Here is a 15,634-nt window from a genome sequence, read left to right as displayed (position 1 = left end):
CCGACCGCGGCATCGATCAACCCGCCTATCGAGGAGGACCGAGCTCAGACCGCCGCATAACTCCCGCTGGACTCATTCACCTTGACAAACTCCGGGAGACCCGCTGATTGGGTGCTGGACATGGACGTGGAGTCCCGGTAGAGCGGTACTCACCACAAGCCCGGCTCCACCATGAGGACTCCACGTGATCGCTTATCCTGCCATGCTCGACGTCCCCCGGGAACTGGTGGACTACGTGTCCCGGCTGCTGGCCGTCGAACGACGGGCCCGCCGCACGCGCCGCGGCAGCCGAGCGCTGACCTGCTGGAAACAGGCATTGTTCCTGGTGGCGTGGTTCCGCAAACACGACGACATCGCCGTGCTCGGGGCCGGCTTCGGCATCAGCCGCGCCACCTCCTACCGGTATCACGAAGAAGGCGTCGCCGTGCTCGGCGACCAAGCCCCCGACCTGCACGAAGTGCTGCTCCGCGCCCACACCGAAGGGCTCACCCACCTGGTCCTGGACGGGAAGGTGTTCGACGCGGACCGCATCAGCGAGAAGACCACCAGCGTGAAAGGCGAACAGATCGACCTCTGGTACTCCGGCAAAGCCCACACACAGGGCGGCAACATCCAAGCCCTGTCCGCACCATCGGGATTGCCGTTGTGGGTCTCCGACGTCGAACCCGGCTCGGTGCACGACCTCGTCGCCGCCCGAGAACACGTCCTCGGCCAATTGTATTGGGCGGCCTCACAACTGGACCTTCCGACCTTGGCCGACGGCGGTTACGACGGCGCCGGTATCGGCGTGCACACTCCCATCAAGCAACCTGCCGACGGCCGGGCCTTGGACGCGGACAACCGCACCTACAACGCGCTGCTACGCGCTCGCGGTCTTGGAGAACGGCGATCGCCTTGGCCTATCGGGTGGTCTTGTCCGGGCAGCAACGCAGCTTCCGCAGGATCTTCCATACCTTGAGCTGGGCGAACGCTCGTTCTCCGCGGCCGCGCAGCCGCGCGTGGGCGCGGTTGGCCTGCTTCTGGGAAGCGGGCTTGTTGCGGCCCTTGTACGGGGTGAGGACTCCGGCGATGCCTTGGTAACCCTTGTCCGCCAGCGTGATCCAGCCGCCCATGACCAACTCGGTCACGATCTGCCAGATCCAGGCGGCTTTGCTGTCGTGAACGCTGCCGGGTAAAGCTGGTGAGAGCCACACGATCTCGCCCTCGGGCGAGGCCAGGACCTGCACGTTCATCCCGTGGAGACGATGTTTGCCGGAGTAGAACGGTCGACCCGCGGCGACTCGGTCGATCGCGATCACGGTGCCATCGAGGATCAGATAGCTGTGACCAGCAGCTTTGGCCCTGCGCAACGCCGACCTCAACCCCGGCGCCTGAGCGGCCAACAACGTGGTCGTTTCCTCGACGTAGCGCCAGGCGGTGCTCGTGGAAACCTCGAACCCGGCCGCGAGATCAGTGAATGGTTCACCTTTGCGCAGGTAAACCAGCACAAGCATCGCTTGTTGGCCCGGATCGAGTGCCCGCCAACGTGACCCGATCTCGCGTCGGTGGCGGCGGATCACCGCGGCGACGAAGTGCAGGGTCGAAGATGACAACGGCAGTGCGGCACGGTAGAACAACAAGGGAAGCCTCTGGTAGACGAGCGGACGTGGTAATCAGCTCTCTTACCAGGGGCTTCGCCAGTCCGCACGCTGGGGCGGCGTCAATCACGCTGCGGGGCAACACCGTTCAGCGGCAGGATGAAAAGGGCTCAATGTAATCGCTTCTACTCGAACGGGATATCAGTCGGGTGTGGCTCCGCTGGAGTGACTTGCAGCAACCGATCAGCGATCGGTTGCTGACATGGAGTGCACTGAATCTCACTGCGCTCGCACAGATTTGAAGTAGAAGGGCTCTCCCTCGTAGGTTGCTGGTTGTTGACACCACAGCCACAAGAAAGAGCCCGGATGCCAGGATACCCAGACGCGGCCACTTCCGGCACGTTCGGTAGGTCGCGCCAGTTGTTCGCCGACCTCGAAGCCGAGTTGACCGCGCCCGCCACCGACGGTCTGACCCACGACGAGCTCGAAGACCTCCTCAGCGAACGAGGACGCACGCTGATGCGGCAACTGTTCCAAGACCGCGCCGACCTGCGCGCCTGCCGTGAACAACGCCGCAGCGCGGTCACCGACACGACCGGCGTCACCCACAACCGTGTCGAGCCCGGCCACGCCACCACGCTGACAACGGTTTTCGGTCCGGTCACCGCCACCAGAATCGCCTACCGGGCACCAGGAGCCTCGAACTTGCATCCCGCCGACGCGCACTGGAACACCCCGACCGGTACTCATTCCCACGGGCTGCGTCGACTGATCGCGACCGAAACACCGCGCGGCTCGTTCGAATCGGCTCAGGCCGGGGTGAAACGAGCGACCGGGGTCCGGGTCGGGAAACGCCAGATCGCCGACATCACCGTCGCCGCCGCCATCGACATCCCCGCCTTCTACACCGGCCGCCACCACGACCCGACCAGCGACCCGGACAAGCTACTGATCCTGACCAGCGACGGAAAGGGCGTGGTCATGCGGCCCGAAGCGCTACGCCCAGCCACCGCGAAAGCCGCCGCAGCGAGTGGTCCGCGCCTGTCGAAACGCACCTCTCCCGGGGAGAAGACCGGCCGTAAACGCATGGCCGAACTCGCCTGCGTCTACGACCTGGAACCCCGGCCACGTACTCCCGCTGACATCAGCACCAGCACCAGCACCAGCACCAGCACCAGCAGCAGCAGCAGAGGTGAGGTGCGGGCCACCGATGGCGAGTCGAAACATCCACGCGCCGCACATAAATGGATGACCGCCTCGATCACCGCCAACATCCCCGCCGTGATCGCGACCATGTTCGATGAAGCCGAACGCCGCGACCCGACCCACCAGCGGAGCTGGGTCGCGCTCGTCGACGGCAACAACACCCAGATCGAGGCGATCACCACCGAAGCGCAGCGTCGCGGCATCGACGTCGGAATCGTCATCGACTTCGTCCACGTCACCGAATACATCTGGAAAGCGGCGTGGACGTTCTTCACCCCCGCCGATCCCGATGCCCAGGACTGGGTCAGCGACAAACTATCGAAAGTCTTGGCGGGACAAGCCCGTTCGGTCGCCGCCGGTATCCGCCGCCGCGCGTCGCGGTACTACGCCGACCATGAACGCAAAGGCGCTGACCAGGCCGCTACCTATCTCACCAACAAGGCCGGCTACCTGCGCTACGACGAAGCATTGGCCGCGGGCTGGCCGATCGCGACCGGTGTCATCGAAGGCGCCTGCCGCTACATCGTGAAAGACCGACTCGACATCACCGGAGCCCGCTGGGGCCTGGCCGGCGCTGAAGCGGTCTTGCGGTTACGTGCCCTGCACAGCAACGGTGACTTCGACGAATACTGGCGGTTTCACCTGCGGCAGGAACACCGACGCAACCACCTCGACCGCTACCAGCAATCACGCAGCGACTACGAACTGGCCAGTTGAACCGGTCACTCCAGGCGAGCTGCACCCGTCGACGATGGCGCGGTTCCACGCGTCTACGCCGACGCCAGGCGGCTGAGTTCAGCAAGTTCAGGGAAGTTGACTTCCCATACGCGCCGGGTTGCCGCGGGAAGCCAGATGTATGACCAAAGTTGTTTGAGCACCGCTTGATTGAGAAAGGTGTGAAGATCGCTGGGACTCATGGCCTCGTTGATGACCGCGCGGTAGAGATCAACGATTCGACCTGGCCGGTCCAGGTCGTAGTCGGCATTACCCGACCAATCGAGATGACTGGGAAGGTGCACGATCCCGCTGGTAGGGCCCTCGAGAAGCCGCAGATTCTCCGGGACCACGACAGGCTTGCTGTACTTCCTGTCTGGCATTGCCTGCTCCTCGTCTTGTCAGTCGGCCGTTCGCATAAGCCTACCGTGCGCGAAGGCTGTTGAGCAGGGATGCGGCTGGTCAGAGCGCTTGTAAAACGGGAGGCATGGGTGAGCCGCTTGCCAACTACAAGCGGGTGGTCAACGCGGTCCGCCGGATCACCGCGCCCGCCCCCGACGGGCTCGGGATCTCGCAACGTTCGGTGACCGTGTCGACCGTCGGTCTGGCACCGGCGATCCGCAAGCTGGCTGACGAGGACATGTCGGTGCGGCTGGCGGTGTCGCTGCACACCCCCGACGACGAACTGCGCGAACCTTGGTACCGATGAACAACCGTTGGTCGGTGGCCGAAGTCCTGGACGCGGCACGGTATTACGCGGATAAGTCAGGTCGTCGGGTGTCGATCGAGTACGCGTTGATCCGTGATGTCAACGACCAGGGTTGGCGGGCGGACATGCTCGGTAAGAAGCTGCGTAAGGCGTTGGGGCCGTTGGTGCAGGTGAATTTGATTCCGTTGAATCCGACTCCGGGTAGTGAGTGGGATGCGAGCCCGAAGCCTGTGCAGGACGAGTTCGTGCGTCGTGTTCGGGCGCAGGCGTGACGTGTACGGTCCGCGACACGCGTGGACAGGAGATCGCGGCGGCGTGTGGGCAGCTCGCAGCAGAGGGCTGATATCGGCAGCAGCCTGGGCCGCTGACCGCTCATCTCTCGGTAGATCTGGATAGATTCTTCGATGGCGGGGAGTGTGTTTCGTGTCGGTCGGGTTCCGCCAACTGTATCGCGAGGTTGTGGGGCTGCTGGCGAGGCCTAGGAGGTAGGTGGCGGGTCGCGGCTGGCCAAGTCGTCGAACTCGACGGCCACCCGCCGGCCACCAGCAGTTCATCGCGGGTGTAACCGCCCGAGTCCGACGCCGTTGGCTCCCCGCCGACACGCATGGGAAACGAACCGCGCCGAGCTCCGCTCGGACCGCTGGAGGCCGGTTGTTAGCGGATCCTCGTCGTCTCATCGGACTATTTGGTCGAGACGACACGGAACCAGGAGGTGCCCGCGTGTCCTTGGCGGCCCAGCCGAACGCAAGCAGCGGTGCCCCCGAACTCATCGACCTTCTTGTCCCGGTCGTGTCCGGCTCCCCAGCCCCGGCACTCCCCGGATCGCCAGTGCCTCCGGCCCACCGCATCTACTTCTATTCGCCCGATGAATGGGAAGTCTTCATCACCGACTGGGCAACCGGAGTCGCCACCTCGTATCGACAAATCAAGCAGCTCGGAGGCTCCGGAGACCGGGGAGTTGACGTCGCCGCGTTCAAACCGACCGCGGCCTTGAAGACGCATGGGACTGCTTCCAAGCCAAGCACTACGACGGATCACTCACCTTGTCGGACGCATTCCCCGAAATGCTGAAGATCTTCCACGGCGTCGTGGATGCCTTTTATCGTCTGCCGGAGGGATATGTGTTCGTCGCACCGCGGGGGTGCGGTCCGGCCCCCAATCGTCTCCTGAACAAGCTCCTGGGCGGACATCTCAGAGACCGGTGGGAGGTGGGGCGGTCGGGCTGGACACGTCGATGAGCGCACCGTTGGGATCGGTAACCAGCATGCGCCGCTGGCCGTAGAACAGATCCCGGGGCTCTTCGACGATGGGGACGCCGAGACTCTTGGCTCGGGCGAAGACCGGTTCCACGTCGTCGACGACGATGGTGATGTAGGAGCCGGTGGCTTGCCCTCTGAACGGTTCGGGTACCAGCTCGTGATCGCGGGCCATGATACCGATGGTTGCTTCGGAGCCCTTGTCAGTGAGCTGGACGAACCAATCGCTGTCGTAGTCGACCTGGAAGCCGAATAGGTCTACATAGAAGTCGCGCGTTGTCGGGAGTTGGTCACTGCAGATGTTCACAAAGCTCCGCGAGATCGCCATGTCGGCCAGGCTAGCAAGCTGATCAGTAATTCCAGCGGCCTCGGCGGATTCCCGGTCAGTCATCAGCTGGTCCCGTTGGCCGGAGCATGCGGACGTTCGACGAGCATCGGTCCGAGCACCAACGCGTCCATCTCGGCGCAGTGCTGGAATGTCGAGACAGCATCGGCCGCGCTGCACACGATTGGTTCGCCAGCGAGATGGGCAAGAAGCTGCACAAGGCGCTTGGGCCGTTGGTGCATGTGAACCTGATCCCCGTCAATCCCACCCCTGGTAGCGAATGGGATGCGAGTCCGAAACCGGTTGAGCGGGAGTTTGTTCGGCGGGTGGTCGCGCAGGGTGTGTCGTGCACTGTGCGGGATACGCGGGGCCAGGAGATCGCCGCGGCGTGTGGTCAGCTGGCAGCCGAAGGTTGAGTTCAATCGTGGAAACGGTCAGCCGGTAGCTCCCTCTGGACGGGTGACCGGGATGATCGTGACGTGGGACTCGATGCCATCGAAATCTTTGGGATTGGTGGTGTACAGCGGAAGTCCGTTTCGCGCTGCGGTCGCGGCGATCATGAGGTCGGCCGTCCGTCGACGCGGTTGTCGGCCTATCGCGTAGACCGAGGCGCAGATCAACCCGAACAGTCGTGCGGCTTCGCTGTCGTAGGGGAGCGCGTCGCCGAAGGTGGCTTCGGCGTGTTGTAGTACGGCGATCCGGCGGGCGCGCCTGCCTGGATCGTCGGTGGCGTATGGCCCACGTGAGAGCTCGCCCAAGGTGACCGCGGTGATGGCGGACTCGACGGGAAGCTCGGCCGGGTCGAACAGCGAGAAGGCCGCGACGATACCGGTGTCGAGAACGCCCCTGGCTTGACGAGTCACAGCTCAGTTCCTTCGAGTGGGTCGCCGGAGAGTTCGTCGTCTATGGCCGTGTCCAGGTCTGCTCGCAGCGCGTCATAGTCGAGTGCGGGCGCAGCGGCGAACATCGCTTGGGCCTGACCGGTCGGTACGAAGCGCCGCCGTCTGATGGGCCTTACTTCGGCCAGCGGCTCGCCATTGATGGTGAGGACATATTGCCTACCTTCCCGCAGGCCCCGGGTAACGGCACCGGAGTCGTTGACGAACTGACGCACGCTGACCTCGGTCGGCTGCGGCACCTGAGAGCCTGACATACCCACACCGTACCACACTGTGGCACGCTACCGCTCGGGTTACGCGTTCGAACCCGAGCTGCGCGCGCTCGACTATCAGATATCGACGTTTGGCCAACCGATGCAGCCAAGGCTCGAAGAATGCTTCCATGTGCATATGTGCTGGTCAGTGCCTGTGCTGAGTTCACCGCCGTTGTCGGGGATGACGGCGCATGCGAGGCAGGGGCTTTCGGGGCATCGGGCATCGATGGGACGGCTCGTTCGATCGGTGGGCCTCGGATATGTAGATCTGTTATAAGTGAACTGTATGACTCGGGCTCGGGTGGCGTGAGGTTCCCCGGCGTAGTCATCCGACGCCGGGCACTGTGCCTGGCAGGGGGTACACAGCTGGTCGGAGACGTTGGCGGCCGCCGTCTGCCGACATGATGTCGATCGAACAATCGAAGGGTAGCGCTATGGTTGCCGAAGCTCCTATCGTCCTGCGCGATCGAGTCGTCCGCCTGCGGGAGTTGCTGAGAACAGCAAAGGATTTCGTTGTTCCGTGGGGCTACTTCCACGACGAGTTGGCGATGAAACCGGATTTCCTGAACGCCGGAGGGCCCGCCGAGAGTCCACTGATCGATGCGGCGATCGAGCGCATCGCGGACAGTCGCAAGTGGAGTCGCCCACGGGGACCGCAGCCGACTGTGCATCTTCCGGAGCTCCAGTTCTGGCACGGAATTCGGGTTTTCGGGGGGAGCACCGGCATCTTCTTCTACGACGAGCACACCTGCCAGGGACTGCTGGGGGTGATGACCGGGCCGAGCGGGTCGGTCGACCTGTTTCGTTTCACCACGGTCGCCCTGCCCGGCTGAGACCGGCACGCGCTGCTGCCGTTCGGGCTCGCCGATCATGTTGCGGCCCAGGCGTTATCGTCGCGGGACCGGATCGAGGCGTGGGTCCGAGATCGTTGACTATGGCGCGCGGAACAGCCTCTGTCACAGTCACTCTCGAACTCGAGGCGGGTAACGCCTCCCTGATGATCCTCGGCAAGATGCTCGGTCCCACCGGCATCCCACCGTTCGAGGTCAAACGCCGCTACGACGCGGCGACGGCGGATCGGCGCGGGGAGATCATCCCCGCCGTCATCACCATCGATGCCCGCAAACGCTGGACCATGCGGCTCAAGACACCGCCCACGGCGTCACTGATCCGGGCCGCGCTCGGCACACCCGGCTCATCGCAACCCGGGCACGCGCCGGTCGGTGCGCTCACCCGCGAGCAGTTGCGTCGCATCGCGCTACGCAAGCTGCCGGATCTCAACACCACCGATGTGGAGGCCGCGATGCGGATCGTGGCGGGGACGGCGCGGTCGATGGGGGTGCGGGTGGCGGAGTGATCGCTGGAATCCGACGCGGCCCCGACCGGCTGGACACTGTGTTTGGTAGGGTCCAGCGCGTCGGACGACGAGCCAGATTCGGGGGTCAGAGTGGTTTCTGACGGGACGGTATTCGCCGGATACACCATCGACCGGCAGCTCGGGCGCGGCGGGATGGGGTCGGTGTATCTGGCCAGGCATCCACGCCTGCCCCGGTGGACGGCGCTGAAATTGCTGAATCAGGAGCTGTTCTCCGACAAGGAGATCAGGGCCAGGTTCGAGCGGGAAGCCGACCTGGTCGCCCAGCTCGATCACCCCAACATCGTGACCGTCTTCGATCGCGGCGTCGAGGACAACCAGCTGTGGATCAGCATGCAGTACATCGACGGGGTCGACGCGTCCACGCTCAACCCCGCCACCCTGCCGCCGGACCGGGCACTGCAGATCATCGGCGAGACCGCCGCCGCCCTGGACTACGCGCACCGCGCCGGGGTGCTGCACCGCGATGTGAAACCGGCCAATATCCTGCTGGCGCGGTCCAACAGCCAGGAGCGGGTGTATCTCACCGACTTCGGCATCGCCCGCCTGCGTGACGACTCCGGCCACCTCACCGAGACCGGCTCGTTCACCGCCACCCTCGCCTACGCGGCCCCCGAGCAGCTCACCGGCGTCCCGCTCGACCACCGGGCCGATCAGTACTCGCTGGCCTGCACGCTCTACACGCTGCTGACCGGCTCGGCGCCCTACGAGTCGACCAGCCCGGCCGCGGTGATCACCGGCCACCTCCAGTCGCCACCGCCGCCGGTCAGCCCGCGCCGCGCCGGTCTGCCGCCGGTGCTGGACGCGGTGATGGCCCGCGCGCTCGCCAAACGACCGGCGGAGCGCTTCGGCTCCTGTGAGGAATTCGTCGACGCCGCCCAGCGCGCCCTGCGGACCCCGACCACCGGCGCCCGGCCGATCGCGGGACAGCACTCGGGTGCGCACGCGCAGCCGTTCGTCGGCATGCAGCCGATGCGTCCGGTGAGCGGCACCCCGGCCGCGCCGTTCCCGGTCGCGGCGCCGCCGATGGCGCGACCGCCGCAACAACCGCCGGGTCCGGCGATGATGCCGCCGGCCTGGGGGCCACAGGCGCCCGTGCGGCAGGTGCCACCGGCGCGCAGCAACTGGGGCTCGACGCTCGGGGTGTATCTGCTCGTGGTCGTGGTGTTCGGTGCGCTCATCGCCATGGTCGCGCTGGTGTTCTGAGCGCCTCGCGGGCCGGCTCGCCCGGTGCCATAGTCTGGTCAGAATGAGCGACTTCGACGTCACCGCCGCCGACTCCATCGACCTCGCCCGGCTGCGTCGCTTCGTCGCCGTCGCCGAGGAACTGCATTTCGCGCGGGCCGCCAAGGCTCTGCGGATCTCCCGGCAGGCACTGAGTGCCACCGTCATCGAGCTGGAGCGCGAACTCGGCACCCGGGTCTTCGAACCGGGCGTCTCGCCGACCACCCTGTCCGCGGACGGCGCCGCGCTGCTCGCCCACGCCAGGGAGCTGATCCGTGCGCGGGAACAGGCCGAACGGGAACAGAAGCCGGCGGCGCCCGCGAGTCTGCGGGTCGGTTTCGTGCCGGGGGTGACCGTGTCGAAGTGGGCGCGGATCTGGAGTGACCGGCTGCCGGAACACCCACTCGAAGTCGTCGGCGTCGCCCAGCGTGCGCAGGAGACGGCGCTGCGGGAGGGGCGCGTCGATCTGTGCTTCGTCCGGCTGCCGATCGAGCGCACCGCGCTGCACGCCATTCCGCTGTGGCAGGAGACTCCGGTCGCGGTGGTCCAGAAGGACGACGCACTCTCGCTGCTGGACACGATCAGCCCGGCCGACCTGGCCGCGGAAACCATCCAGGACGGCGCCGACCTCGATCAGGCCGCCGACACCCTCGCCCTGGTCGCCGCGGTCGGCGGCGCCACGGTCGTGCCGCAGTCCATCGCCCGGCTGCACCACCGCCGCGACCTGGTGTACCGGCCGATCAGCGACACCGCGTTCACCGAGATCGCGCTGGCCTGGCCCGCGGGCACCGACAGCGACCTGCTCGAGGAATTCGTCGGCATCGTGCGCGGGCGTTCGGCGAACAGTTCGCGTGGCGCGGCCGAACCGCAGCGGCGCGCGCAGGCACCGGCGCGCAAATCCACCCCGAAGAAGCAGGCCGCCAAGCAGCAGCCGCGGCAGGGCAGTGGCCGCAAGCCGGGCGCGCGACGCGGCCGCTGACACACGAAAACGCCCGCGGCGCACAAGGAGGTGCGGCCGCGGGCGCGATGTTCTCGGTGCCGGGGAGTTACCTCGGCAGGCGGCGGGTCAGCGAGTCGACGACCAGGATGGCCGCCATCAGACCGGCCAGGCCGATGAGGAAGATGTCCTCGACGTGACCCTGGTGGTTGCCGATCGTCATGCCGAGCAGGGCGACGATGACGACCCAGGCCGCGATGCGGAAGGTCTTGCGCGACTCACCGCTCCAGCCCCACGCGGCCGAGGGCACCTCGGCGGGGTCGACGCTGGTGGCGGCGGGGCGCTCGGTGCTGGCTGATTCGAGGTCCGTGGCTGCCACGATCGCTCCTTAGGGCTCGAGTTCTGGTTGGGCGAGTAGGCATATCGTGGCATACGACCGTCCGTCGTAGCCAGCAGCCCTGCCACAATGGGCCCGTGTCCCACCCAGCAACGCGTGCCGCGCGCGAGAACTCCACGTCCACCGATCCGGTGAAGGTGCTGCTCCTGGGCAGTACCGGCTCGATCGGCACCCAGGCGCTCGAGGTGATCGCCGCCAACCCCGACCGCTTCGAGGTGGTCGGTCTGGCCGCGCGCGGCGGCAACACCGCCCTGCTCGCCGCGCAGATGGCCGCCACCGGCACCCGCAATGTCGCCGTCGCCGATCCGGCCGCCGCCCAGGCGCTCGACCTCGACCTCGGTGGCCCGGATGCGGTCACCGAACTGGTCCGCCGCACCGAGGCCGACGTCGTTCTCAACGCCCTCGTCGGCTCGCTCGGGCTGGAACCCACCCTGGCGACTCTGGAAGCAGGCACCCGGCTCGCGCTGGCCAACAAGGAATCCCTGGTGGCCGGCGGTTCGCTGGTGACGCGGGCGGCCGCACCCGGCCAGATCGTGCCGGTGGACTCCGAGCACTCCGCGCTGGCGCAGTGCCTGCGCGGCGGCCGGGCCGCGGAGGTGGACCGGCTGGTGCTCACCGCCTCGGGCGGCCCGTTCCGCGGCTGGACCACCGAGATGCTCGAATCGGTGAACCCGGCCGAGGCCAAGAACCACCCGACCTGGTCGATGGGCCCGATGAACACGCTCAACTCGGCCTCGCTGGTGAACAAGGGCCTGGAACTGATCGAGACACATCTGCTCTTCGGCATTCCCTACGACCGCATCGACGTCACCGTGCACCCGCAGTCGATCGTGCACTCGATGGTCACCTTCGTCGACGGCTCCACCCTGGCCCAGGCCAGCCCGCCGGACATGCGACTGCCGATCGCGCTGGCGCTGGGCTGGCCCGACCGGGTGCCCGGCGCGGCCCCCGCCTGCGATTTCGGCACCGCGTCCACCTGGACCTTCGAGCCCGTCGACGACGCGGTGTTCCCCGCGGTGCGGCTGGCCAGGCAGGCCGGGGAGGCGGGCGGCAGCGTCACCGCGGTCTACAACGCGGCCAACGAGGTCGCGGTGCAGGCCTTCCTCGACGGCGCGATCACCTTCCCCGCGATCGTCGGCACCGTCACACGCGCGGTGGAGGCCGCCGACCGATGGCACGCCGAACCCGATACCCTGGACGACGTCCTCGCGGCCGACCGCTGGGCACGGGAGTACGCCGCGAACGTCATCGCGTCCGGATAGCGACGCCGACGACGGCGGCACCAGCCACCGATGAAACAGGAGCCAGATGGTATTCGCGCTGGGGTTCGCACTGTTCGCCCTCGGTATCACGATCTCGATCGCGCTGCACGAGTGCGGGCACATGTGGGCCGCGCAGGCCACCGGTATGAAGGTGCGCCGATACTTCATCGGATTCGGGCCGAAGATCTTCTCCTTCCGGCGCGGTGAGACCGAATACGGGCTCAAGGCACTGCCGCTGGGCGGGTTCTGCGATATCGCGGGCATGACCGCGCTCGACGAGCTCGAGCCCGAAGAGGTCGACCGGGCGATGTATCGCCAGTCGACCTGGAAGCGCCTGGTGGTGATGTTCGGCGGCATCGCGATGAACTTCCTGCTCGGGTTCCTGCTGCTGGTGGTGCTGGCGGTCGGCTGGGGCCTGCCGCAGCTCGAGCAGCCACCGGCCACCGCGCTGGGCACGATGAGCTGTGTCGCCGACGAGACTCCCGAGAACACTCTGGCGCCGTGCACCGGCGACGGCCCGGCCCAGCGAGCCGGCCTGCAGCGTGGTGACGTGGTCAAGGCCGTCAACGACGTCGAGGTGAGCACCTGGGCGCAGTTCCAGGCCGAGACCCAGAAGCAGAACGGTCCCTTCACCTACACGATCGAGCGCGACGGGCAGACCCTGATCGTCCCGGTCACCCCGGAGCGGGTGCTGCGCTCGCCCAAGGAGGGCCCGGCCCGTGAGGTCGGCGCGGTCGGTGTCGGCCCCGACTTCGCCGAGCCGCAGCAATACGGTGTGCTCGCGGCGATCCCGGCGACCGTTTCGTTCACCGGCGACTTCTTCCTCGAGACGGTGAAATCGCTGGCCAAGATGCCGCAGAAGGTGTCGGCGCTGTGGGAGGCGGTCACCGGTGGCGAACGCGACCCGGAGACCCCGGTCAGCGTCTACGGCGCCAGCCGCATCGGTGGCGAGACCGCCGAGCGTGGCCTGTGGGGCATGTTCATCCTGGTGCTGGCCAGCCTGAACTTCTTCCTCGGCGCGTTCAACCTGCTGCCGCTGCTGCCGCTGGACGGCGGGCACATCGCGGTGGTGATCTACGAGAAGATCCGCGACACCCTGCGCGGCCTGCGCGGCAAGGCCCCTGCCGGTCCGGTCGACTATCTGAAGCTGCTCCCGGTGACCTATGTGGTGGTGGTGATCGGCGGTGCGTTCATGGTGCTGACCTTGGCCGCCGACATCGTCAACCCGATCACCCTCGGTCCGTGACGGTACTGCGCGGGCGGGTGCTGTCGCGCCCCTCACAGGGCGCCGGGTCACCCTGCGCGACTAAACTCGGCCGCAAGAGACCCGGTCCATCCGAGAAACGTACGAAAGAAGGCAGCCGACCGTGACCAGCACCATCGGATTGGGGATGCCCGCCGCTCCCGCTGCTGTTCTCGCACCCCGGCGCAAGACCCGTCAGCTGCGGGTGGGCTCGGTCGGCGTGGGCAGTGACTCACCGATCTCGGTGCAGTCGATGACCACCACCAAGACCCACGACATCAACGCGACCCTGCAGCAGATCGCCGCGCTCACCGCGTCGGGCTGCGACATCGTCCGGGTGGCGTGTCCGCGCCAGGAGGACGCCGACGCCCTGGCCACCATCGCCAGGAAGTCGCAGATCCCGGTGATCGCCGACATACACTTCCAGCCCCGCTACATCTTCGCCGCGATCGACGCGGGCTGCGCCGCGGTCCGGGTGAACCCGGGCAACATCAAGGAGTTCGACGGCCGCGTCGGCGAGGTGGCCAAGGCCGCGGGCGCCGCGGGGATCCCGATCCGGATCGGTGTCAACGCCGGGTCGCTGGACAAGCGGATGCTGGAGAAGTACGGCAAGGCCACCCCGGAGGCGCTCGTCGAGTCGGCGCTGTGGGAAGCCAGCCTGTTCGAGGATCACGGGTTCGGCGACATCAAGATCTCGGTCAAGCACAACGACCCGGTGATCATGGTCGAGGCCTACCGTCAGCTGGCCGCGCAGAGCGACTACCCGCTGCACCTCGGCGTCACCGAGGCGGGCCCGGCCTTCCAGGGCACGATCAAGTCCGCGGTGGCCTTCGGCGCGCTGCTCAGCGAGGGCATCGGCGACACCATTCGGGTCTCCCTCTCGGCGCCACCCGCCGAGGAGGTCAAGGTCGGCGGGCAGATCCTGCAGTCGCTGAACCTGCGTCCGCGCAAGCTCGAGATCGTCTCCTGCCCGTCGTGCGGCCGCGCCCAGGTCGACGTCTACACCCTGGCCGATGCCGTCGCCGCCGGCCTGGACGGGCTCGAGGTCCCGCTGCGGGTCGCGGTGATGGGCTGTGTGGTGAACGGCCCGGGTGAGGCCCGCGAAGCCGACCTCGGCGTGGCCTCGGGTAACGGCAAGGGCCAGATCTTCGTCAAGGGCGAGGTCATCAAGACCGTGCCGGAAGCCCAGATCGTGGAGACGCTGATCGAGGAGGCGATGCGCATCGCCGAGGAGATGGGCGAGCAGCCGGGCGCGGCGCCGGTGGTCACGGCAGGCTGAGCCCCCGACTCACGGTCGCGCGTCGGATTCGGCGGACCCGTACCGCTGTGGCCGCTTTCGTGGCAGGCTGGTGCCGTGCGGAGTCTGCTGGAGCCGACGCGACGGTCCAAAACCGCCCCCGCGCGCCCGGTATCGGTCCGGGACCTGGGCGAAGTACTCCGTGTGCTCGATGCCGACCCGGTCGCCTCGTGCATGATCGCGGCGCGGGTCCAGGAATTCGGGCTCGACGCGCGTTCGGGCGCCGGTGAGCTGTGGAGCCGCGGCGGCCCCGCCGACTCGCTGTGCTTCTCCGGTGCGAACCTGGTGCCGCTGCGCGGTGACCGCCACGCCATCCGCGCGTTCGCCGACCGTGCGGTCCGCTGGCCGCGGGTGTGCTCCTCGGTGGTCGGCAGGCAGGAACTCGCGCTACCGCTGTGGGAACTGCTGCTGCCCGAGTGGGGGCCGGCCAGGGAATTGCGCCCCGACCAGCCGCTGCTCGCACTCGCTCAGCCCGCGGTGGCCAGGGCCGACGGGGGAGTGCGCCGGGTGCGTCCCGACGAGATCGACCGCTATCTGACCGCGGCCATCGCCATGTTCATCGAGGAGGTCGGGGTCGACCCGCGTGCGGGCGACGGTGGCCGTGGCTACCGGCGGCGGATCCAGAGCCTGATCGAATCGGGCAGGGCCTGGGCACGTTTCGAGGACGGCGTCGTCGTCTACAAGGCCGAGATCGGCTCGCTGTCGCGCCGTACCGGCCAGATCCAGGGTGTGTGGGTGCATCCGGACATCCGGGGGACCGGAGTCGGTACCGCGGGCACCGCGACCGTCGCGAATGCCGTTGTCGCGACCGGACGTACGGCGAGCCTCTACGTCAACGACTACAACCAGGTGGCCCGACGGGCTTACAGCCGTGTGGGTTTCCGGCAGATCGCCACCTTCGCCACCGTGCTGGTCGACTGAACTGCTGTGCCCCGCGGTGTCTTCCGGGGTTTGCTGCC

General features: G+C 67.2%; 16 protein-coding genes and 2 pseudogenes. 12 read left to right on the top strand and 6 right to left on the bottom strand.

Going from position 1 to position 15,634, the window contains the following annotated elements; genetic code table 11:
* Window positions 1–202 precede the first annotated feature (202 nt).
* The gene (locus ACFXK0_RS27250; RefSeq protein ID WP_379413827.1) at window positions 203–958 is read left to right on the top strand and encodes a transposase family protein; all 756 of its coding nucleotides are present in this window, start codon (window positions 203–205) and stop codon (window positions 956–958) included.
* On the opposite strand, the gene ACFXK0_RS27245 is transcribed toward ACFXK0_RS27250, so the two are convergent.
* Window positions 900–1,619 carry a transposase family protein gene (locus tag ACFXK0_RS27245; protein ID WP_379413825.1) on the bottom strand — a complete coding sequence of 240 codons (720 nt, stop codon included), beginning with the start codon at window positions 1,617–1,619 and terminating at the stop codon, window positions 900–902. The two genes, ACFXK0_RS27250 and ACFXK0_RS27245, sit on opposite strands and share 59 nt — an antisense overlap.
* A 324-nt stretch (window positions 1,620–1,943) precedes the next feature.
* On the opposite strand from ACFXK0_RS27245, the gene ACFXK0_RS27240 reads away from it, so the two are divergent.
* Window positions 1,944–3,500 carry an ISKra4 family transposase gene (locus ACFXK0_RS27240; RefSeq protein WP_379413824.1) on the top strand — a complete coding sequence of 519 codons (1,557 nt, stop codon included), beginning with the start codon at window positions 1,944–1,946 and terminating at the stop codon, window positions 3,498–3,500.
* Between the two features lie 53 nt (window positions 3,501–3,553).
* On the opposite strand, the gene ACFXK0_RS27235 is transcribed toward ACFXK0_RS27240, so the two are convergent.
* Entirely contained in the window at window positions 3,554–3,880 is a 327-nt protein-coding gene (locus tag ACFXK0_RS27235) for a hypothetical protein (protein WP_379413822.1), read from the bottom strand.
* A gap of 101 nt (window positions 3,881–3,981) precedes the next feature.
* Between ACFXK0_RS27235 and ACFXK0_RS27230 the strand changes: the two are divergent.
* A pseudogene (locus ACFXK0_RS27230) lies at window positions 3,982–4,549 on the top strand (radical SAM protein); the annotation flags it as partial.
* Window positions 4,550–5,397: 848 nt separating this feature from the next.
* Here ACFXK0_RS27230 and ACFXK0_RS27225 read toward each other — a convergent pair.
* Complete coding sequence (locus tag ACFXK0_RS27225) at window positions 5,398–5,853, bottom strand: VOC family protein (RefSeq protein WP_379413821.1); 456 nt, start codon at window positions 5,851–5,853, stop codon at window positions 5,398–5,400.
* A 119-nt stretch (window positions 5,854–5,972) separates the two neighbouring features.
* On the opposite strand from ACFXK0_RS27225, the pseudogene ACFXK0_RS27220 reads away from it, so the two are divergent.
* A pseudogene (locus tag ACFXK0_RS27220) lies at window positions 5,973–6,203 on the top strand (23S rRNA (adenine(2503)-C(2))-methyltransferase RlmN); the annotation flags it as partial.
* 18 nt (window positions 6,204–6,221) lie between these two features.
* Here ACFXK0_RS27220 and ACFXK0_RS27215 read toward each other — a convergent pair.
* Window positions 6,222–6,650 carry a type II toxin-antitoxin system VapC family toxin gene (locus tag ACFXK0_RS27215; RefSeq protein WP_379413820.1) on the bottom strand — a complete coding sequence of 143 codons (429 nt, stop codon included), beginning with the start codon at window positions 6,648–6,650 and terminating at the stop codon, window positions 6,222–6,224.
* Window positions 6,647–6,940: a prevent-host-death protein gene (locus ACFXK0_RS27210; RefSeq protein ID WP_379413818.1), complete on the bottom strand. Its 294-nt coding sequence runs from the start codon at window positions 6,938–6,940 to the stop codon at window positions 6,647–6,649. Before ACFXK0_RS27210 ends, ACFXK0_RS27215 begins: the two co-directional genes overlap by 4 nt.
* A gap of 434 nt (window positions 6,941–7,374) precedes the next feature.
* Here ACFXK0_RS27210 and ACFXK0_RS27205 point away from each other — a divergent pair, with 434 nt between their 5' ends.
* The 4 genes from ACFXK0_RS27205 (at window position 7,375) to ACFXK0_RS27190 (ending at window position 10,518) form a co-directional block, all read left to right on the top strand.
* The gene (locus ACFXK0_RS27205; RefSeq protein ID WP_379413816.1) at window positions 7,375–7,773 is read left to right on the top strand and encodes a hypothetical protein; all 399 of its coding nucleotides are present in this window, start codon (window positions 7,375–7,377) and stop codon (window positions 7,771–7,773) included.
* A 101-nt stretch (window positions 7,774–7,874) separates the two neighbouring features.
* Window positions 7,875–8,297: an uL11 family ribosomal protein gene (locus ACFXK0_RS27200; RefSeq protein WP_379413815.1), complete on the top strand. Its 423-nt coding sequence runs from the start codon at window positions 7,875–7,877 to the stop codon at window positions 8,295–8,297.
* Window positions 8,298–8,387: 90 nt separating this feature from the next.
* Window positions 8,388–9,521, top strand: coding sequence for a serine/threonine-protein kinase (locus tag ACFXK0_RS27195; RefSeq protein ID WP_379413813.1), 1,134 nt, complete (start codon window positions 8,388–8,390; stop codon window positions 9,519–9,521).
* 43 nt (window positions 9,522–9,564) lie between these two features.
* On the top strand, window positions 9,565–10,518 hold the full coding sequence (locus ACFXK0_RS27190) for a LysR family transcriptional regulator (protein WP_379413811.1): 954 nt from the start codon (window positions 9,565–9,567) through the stop codon (window positions 10,516–10,518).
* Window positions 10,519–10,585: 67 nt separating this feature from the next.
* Here the strand turns inward: ACFXK0_RS27190 and ACFXK0_RS27185 are convergent, their stop codons facing one another.
* The gene (locus ACFXK0_RS27185; RefSeq protein WP_379413810.1) at window positions 10,586–10,855 is read right to left on the bottom strand and encodes a DUF2631 domain-containing protein; all 270 of its coding nucleotides are present in this window, start codon (window positions 10,853–10,855) and stop codon (window positions 10,586–10,588) included.
* A gap of 95 nt (window positions 10,856–10,950) precedes the next feature.
* On the opposite strand from ACFXK0_RS27185, the gene dxr reads away from it, so the two are divergent.
* The 4 genes from dxr to ACFXK0_RS27165 all read left to right on the top strand — a co-directional run bounded on the left by dxr (window position 10,951) and on the right by ACFXK0_RS27165 (window position 15,596).
* Window positions 10,951–12,135 (top strand): 1-deoxy-D-xylulose-5-phosphate reductoisomerase, encoded by a 1,185-nt coding sequence (dxr, locus tag ACFXK0_RS27180; protein WP_379413808.1) that lies wholly within the window; start codon window positions 10,951–10,953, stop codon window positions 12,133–12,135.
* Between the two features lie 46 nt (window positions 12,136–12,181).
* A complete protein-coding gene (locus ACFXK0_RS27175) occupies window positions 12,182–13,381 on the top strand; it encodes a M50 family metallopeptidase (protein WP_379413806.1) in 1,200 nt (399 codons plus the stop codon).
* Window positions 13,382–13,502: 121 nt separating this feature from the next.
* Complete coding sequence (gene ispG / locus ACFXK0_RS27170) at window positions 13,503–14,657, top strand: flavodoxin-dependent (E)-4-hydroxy-3-methylbut-2-enyl-diphosphate synthase (RefSeq protein ID WP_379413805.1); 1,155 nt, start codon at window positions 13,503–13,505, stop codon at window positions 14,655–14,657.
* 75 nt (window positions 14,658–14,732) lie between these two features.
* Window positions 14,733–15,596: a GNAT family N-acetyltransferase gene (locus ACFXK0_RS27165; protein WP_379413804.1), complete on the top strand. Its 864-nt coding sequence runs from the start codon at window positions 14,733–14,735 to the stop codon at window positions 15,594–15,596.
* Window positions 15,597–15,634 lie beyond the last annotated feature (38 nt).

The organism is Nocardia sp. NPDC059177 (assembly GCF_042755165.1).
Taxonomy (GTDB): Bacteria; Actinomycetota; Actinomycetes; order Mycobacteriales; family Mycobacteriaceae; genus Nocardia.
This window is presented reverse-complemented; position numbering and strand designations above follow the sequence as displayed.

Excerpts from the sequence above, each read along its gene's own strand:
- ACFXK0_RS27250 (WP_379413827.1), top strand. The coding sequence starts at position 203 with ATGCTCGACGTCCCCCGGGAACTGGTGGACTACGTGTCCCGGCTGCTG.
- ACFXK0_RS27240 (WP_379413824.1), top strand. The coding sequence starts at position 1,944 with ATGCCAGGATACCCAGACGCGGCCACTTCCGGCACGTTCGGTAGGTCG.
- ACFXK0_RS27235 (WP_379413822.1), bottom strand. The coding sequence starts at position 3,880 with ATGCCAGACAGGAAGTACAGCAAGCCTGTCGTGGTCCCGGAGAATCTG.
- ACFXK0_RS27225 (WP_379413821.1), bottom strand. The coding sequence starts at position 5,853 with ATGACTGACCGGGAATCCGCCGAGGCCGCTGGAATTACTGATCAGCTT.
- ACFXK0_RS27210 (WP_379413818.1), bottom strand. The coding sequence starts at position 6,940 with ATGTCAGGCTCTCAGGTGCCGCAGCCGACCGAGGTCAGCGTGCGTCAG.
- ACFXK0_RS27205 (WP_379413816.1), top strand. The coding sequence starts at position 7,375 with ATGGTTGCCGAAGCTCCTATCGTCCTGCGCGATCGAGTCGTCCGCCTG.
- ACFXK0_RS27200 (WP_379413815.1), top strand. The coding sequence starts at position 7,875 with ATGGCGCGCGGAACAGCCTCTGTCACAGTCACTCTCGAACTCGAGGCG.
- ACFXK0_RS27190 (WP_379413811.1), top strand. The coding sequence starts at position 9,565 with ATGAGCGACTTCGACGTCACCGCCGCCGACTCCATCGACCTCGCCCGG.
- ACFXK0_RS27175 (WP_379413806.1), top strand. The coding sequence starts at position 12,182 with ATGGTATTCGCGCTGGGGTTCGCACTGTTCGCCCTCGGTATCACGATC.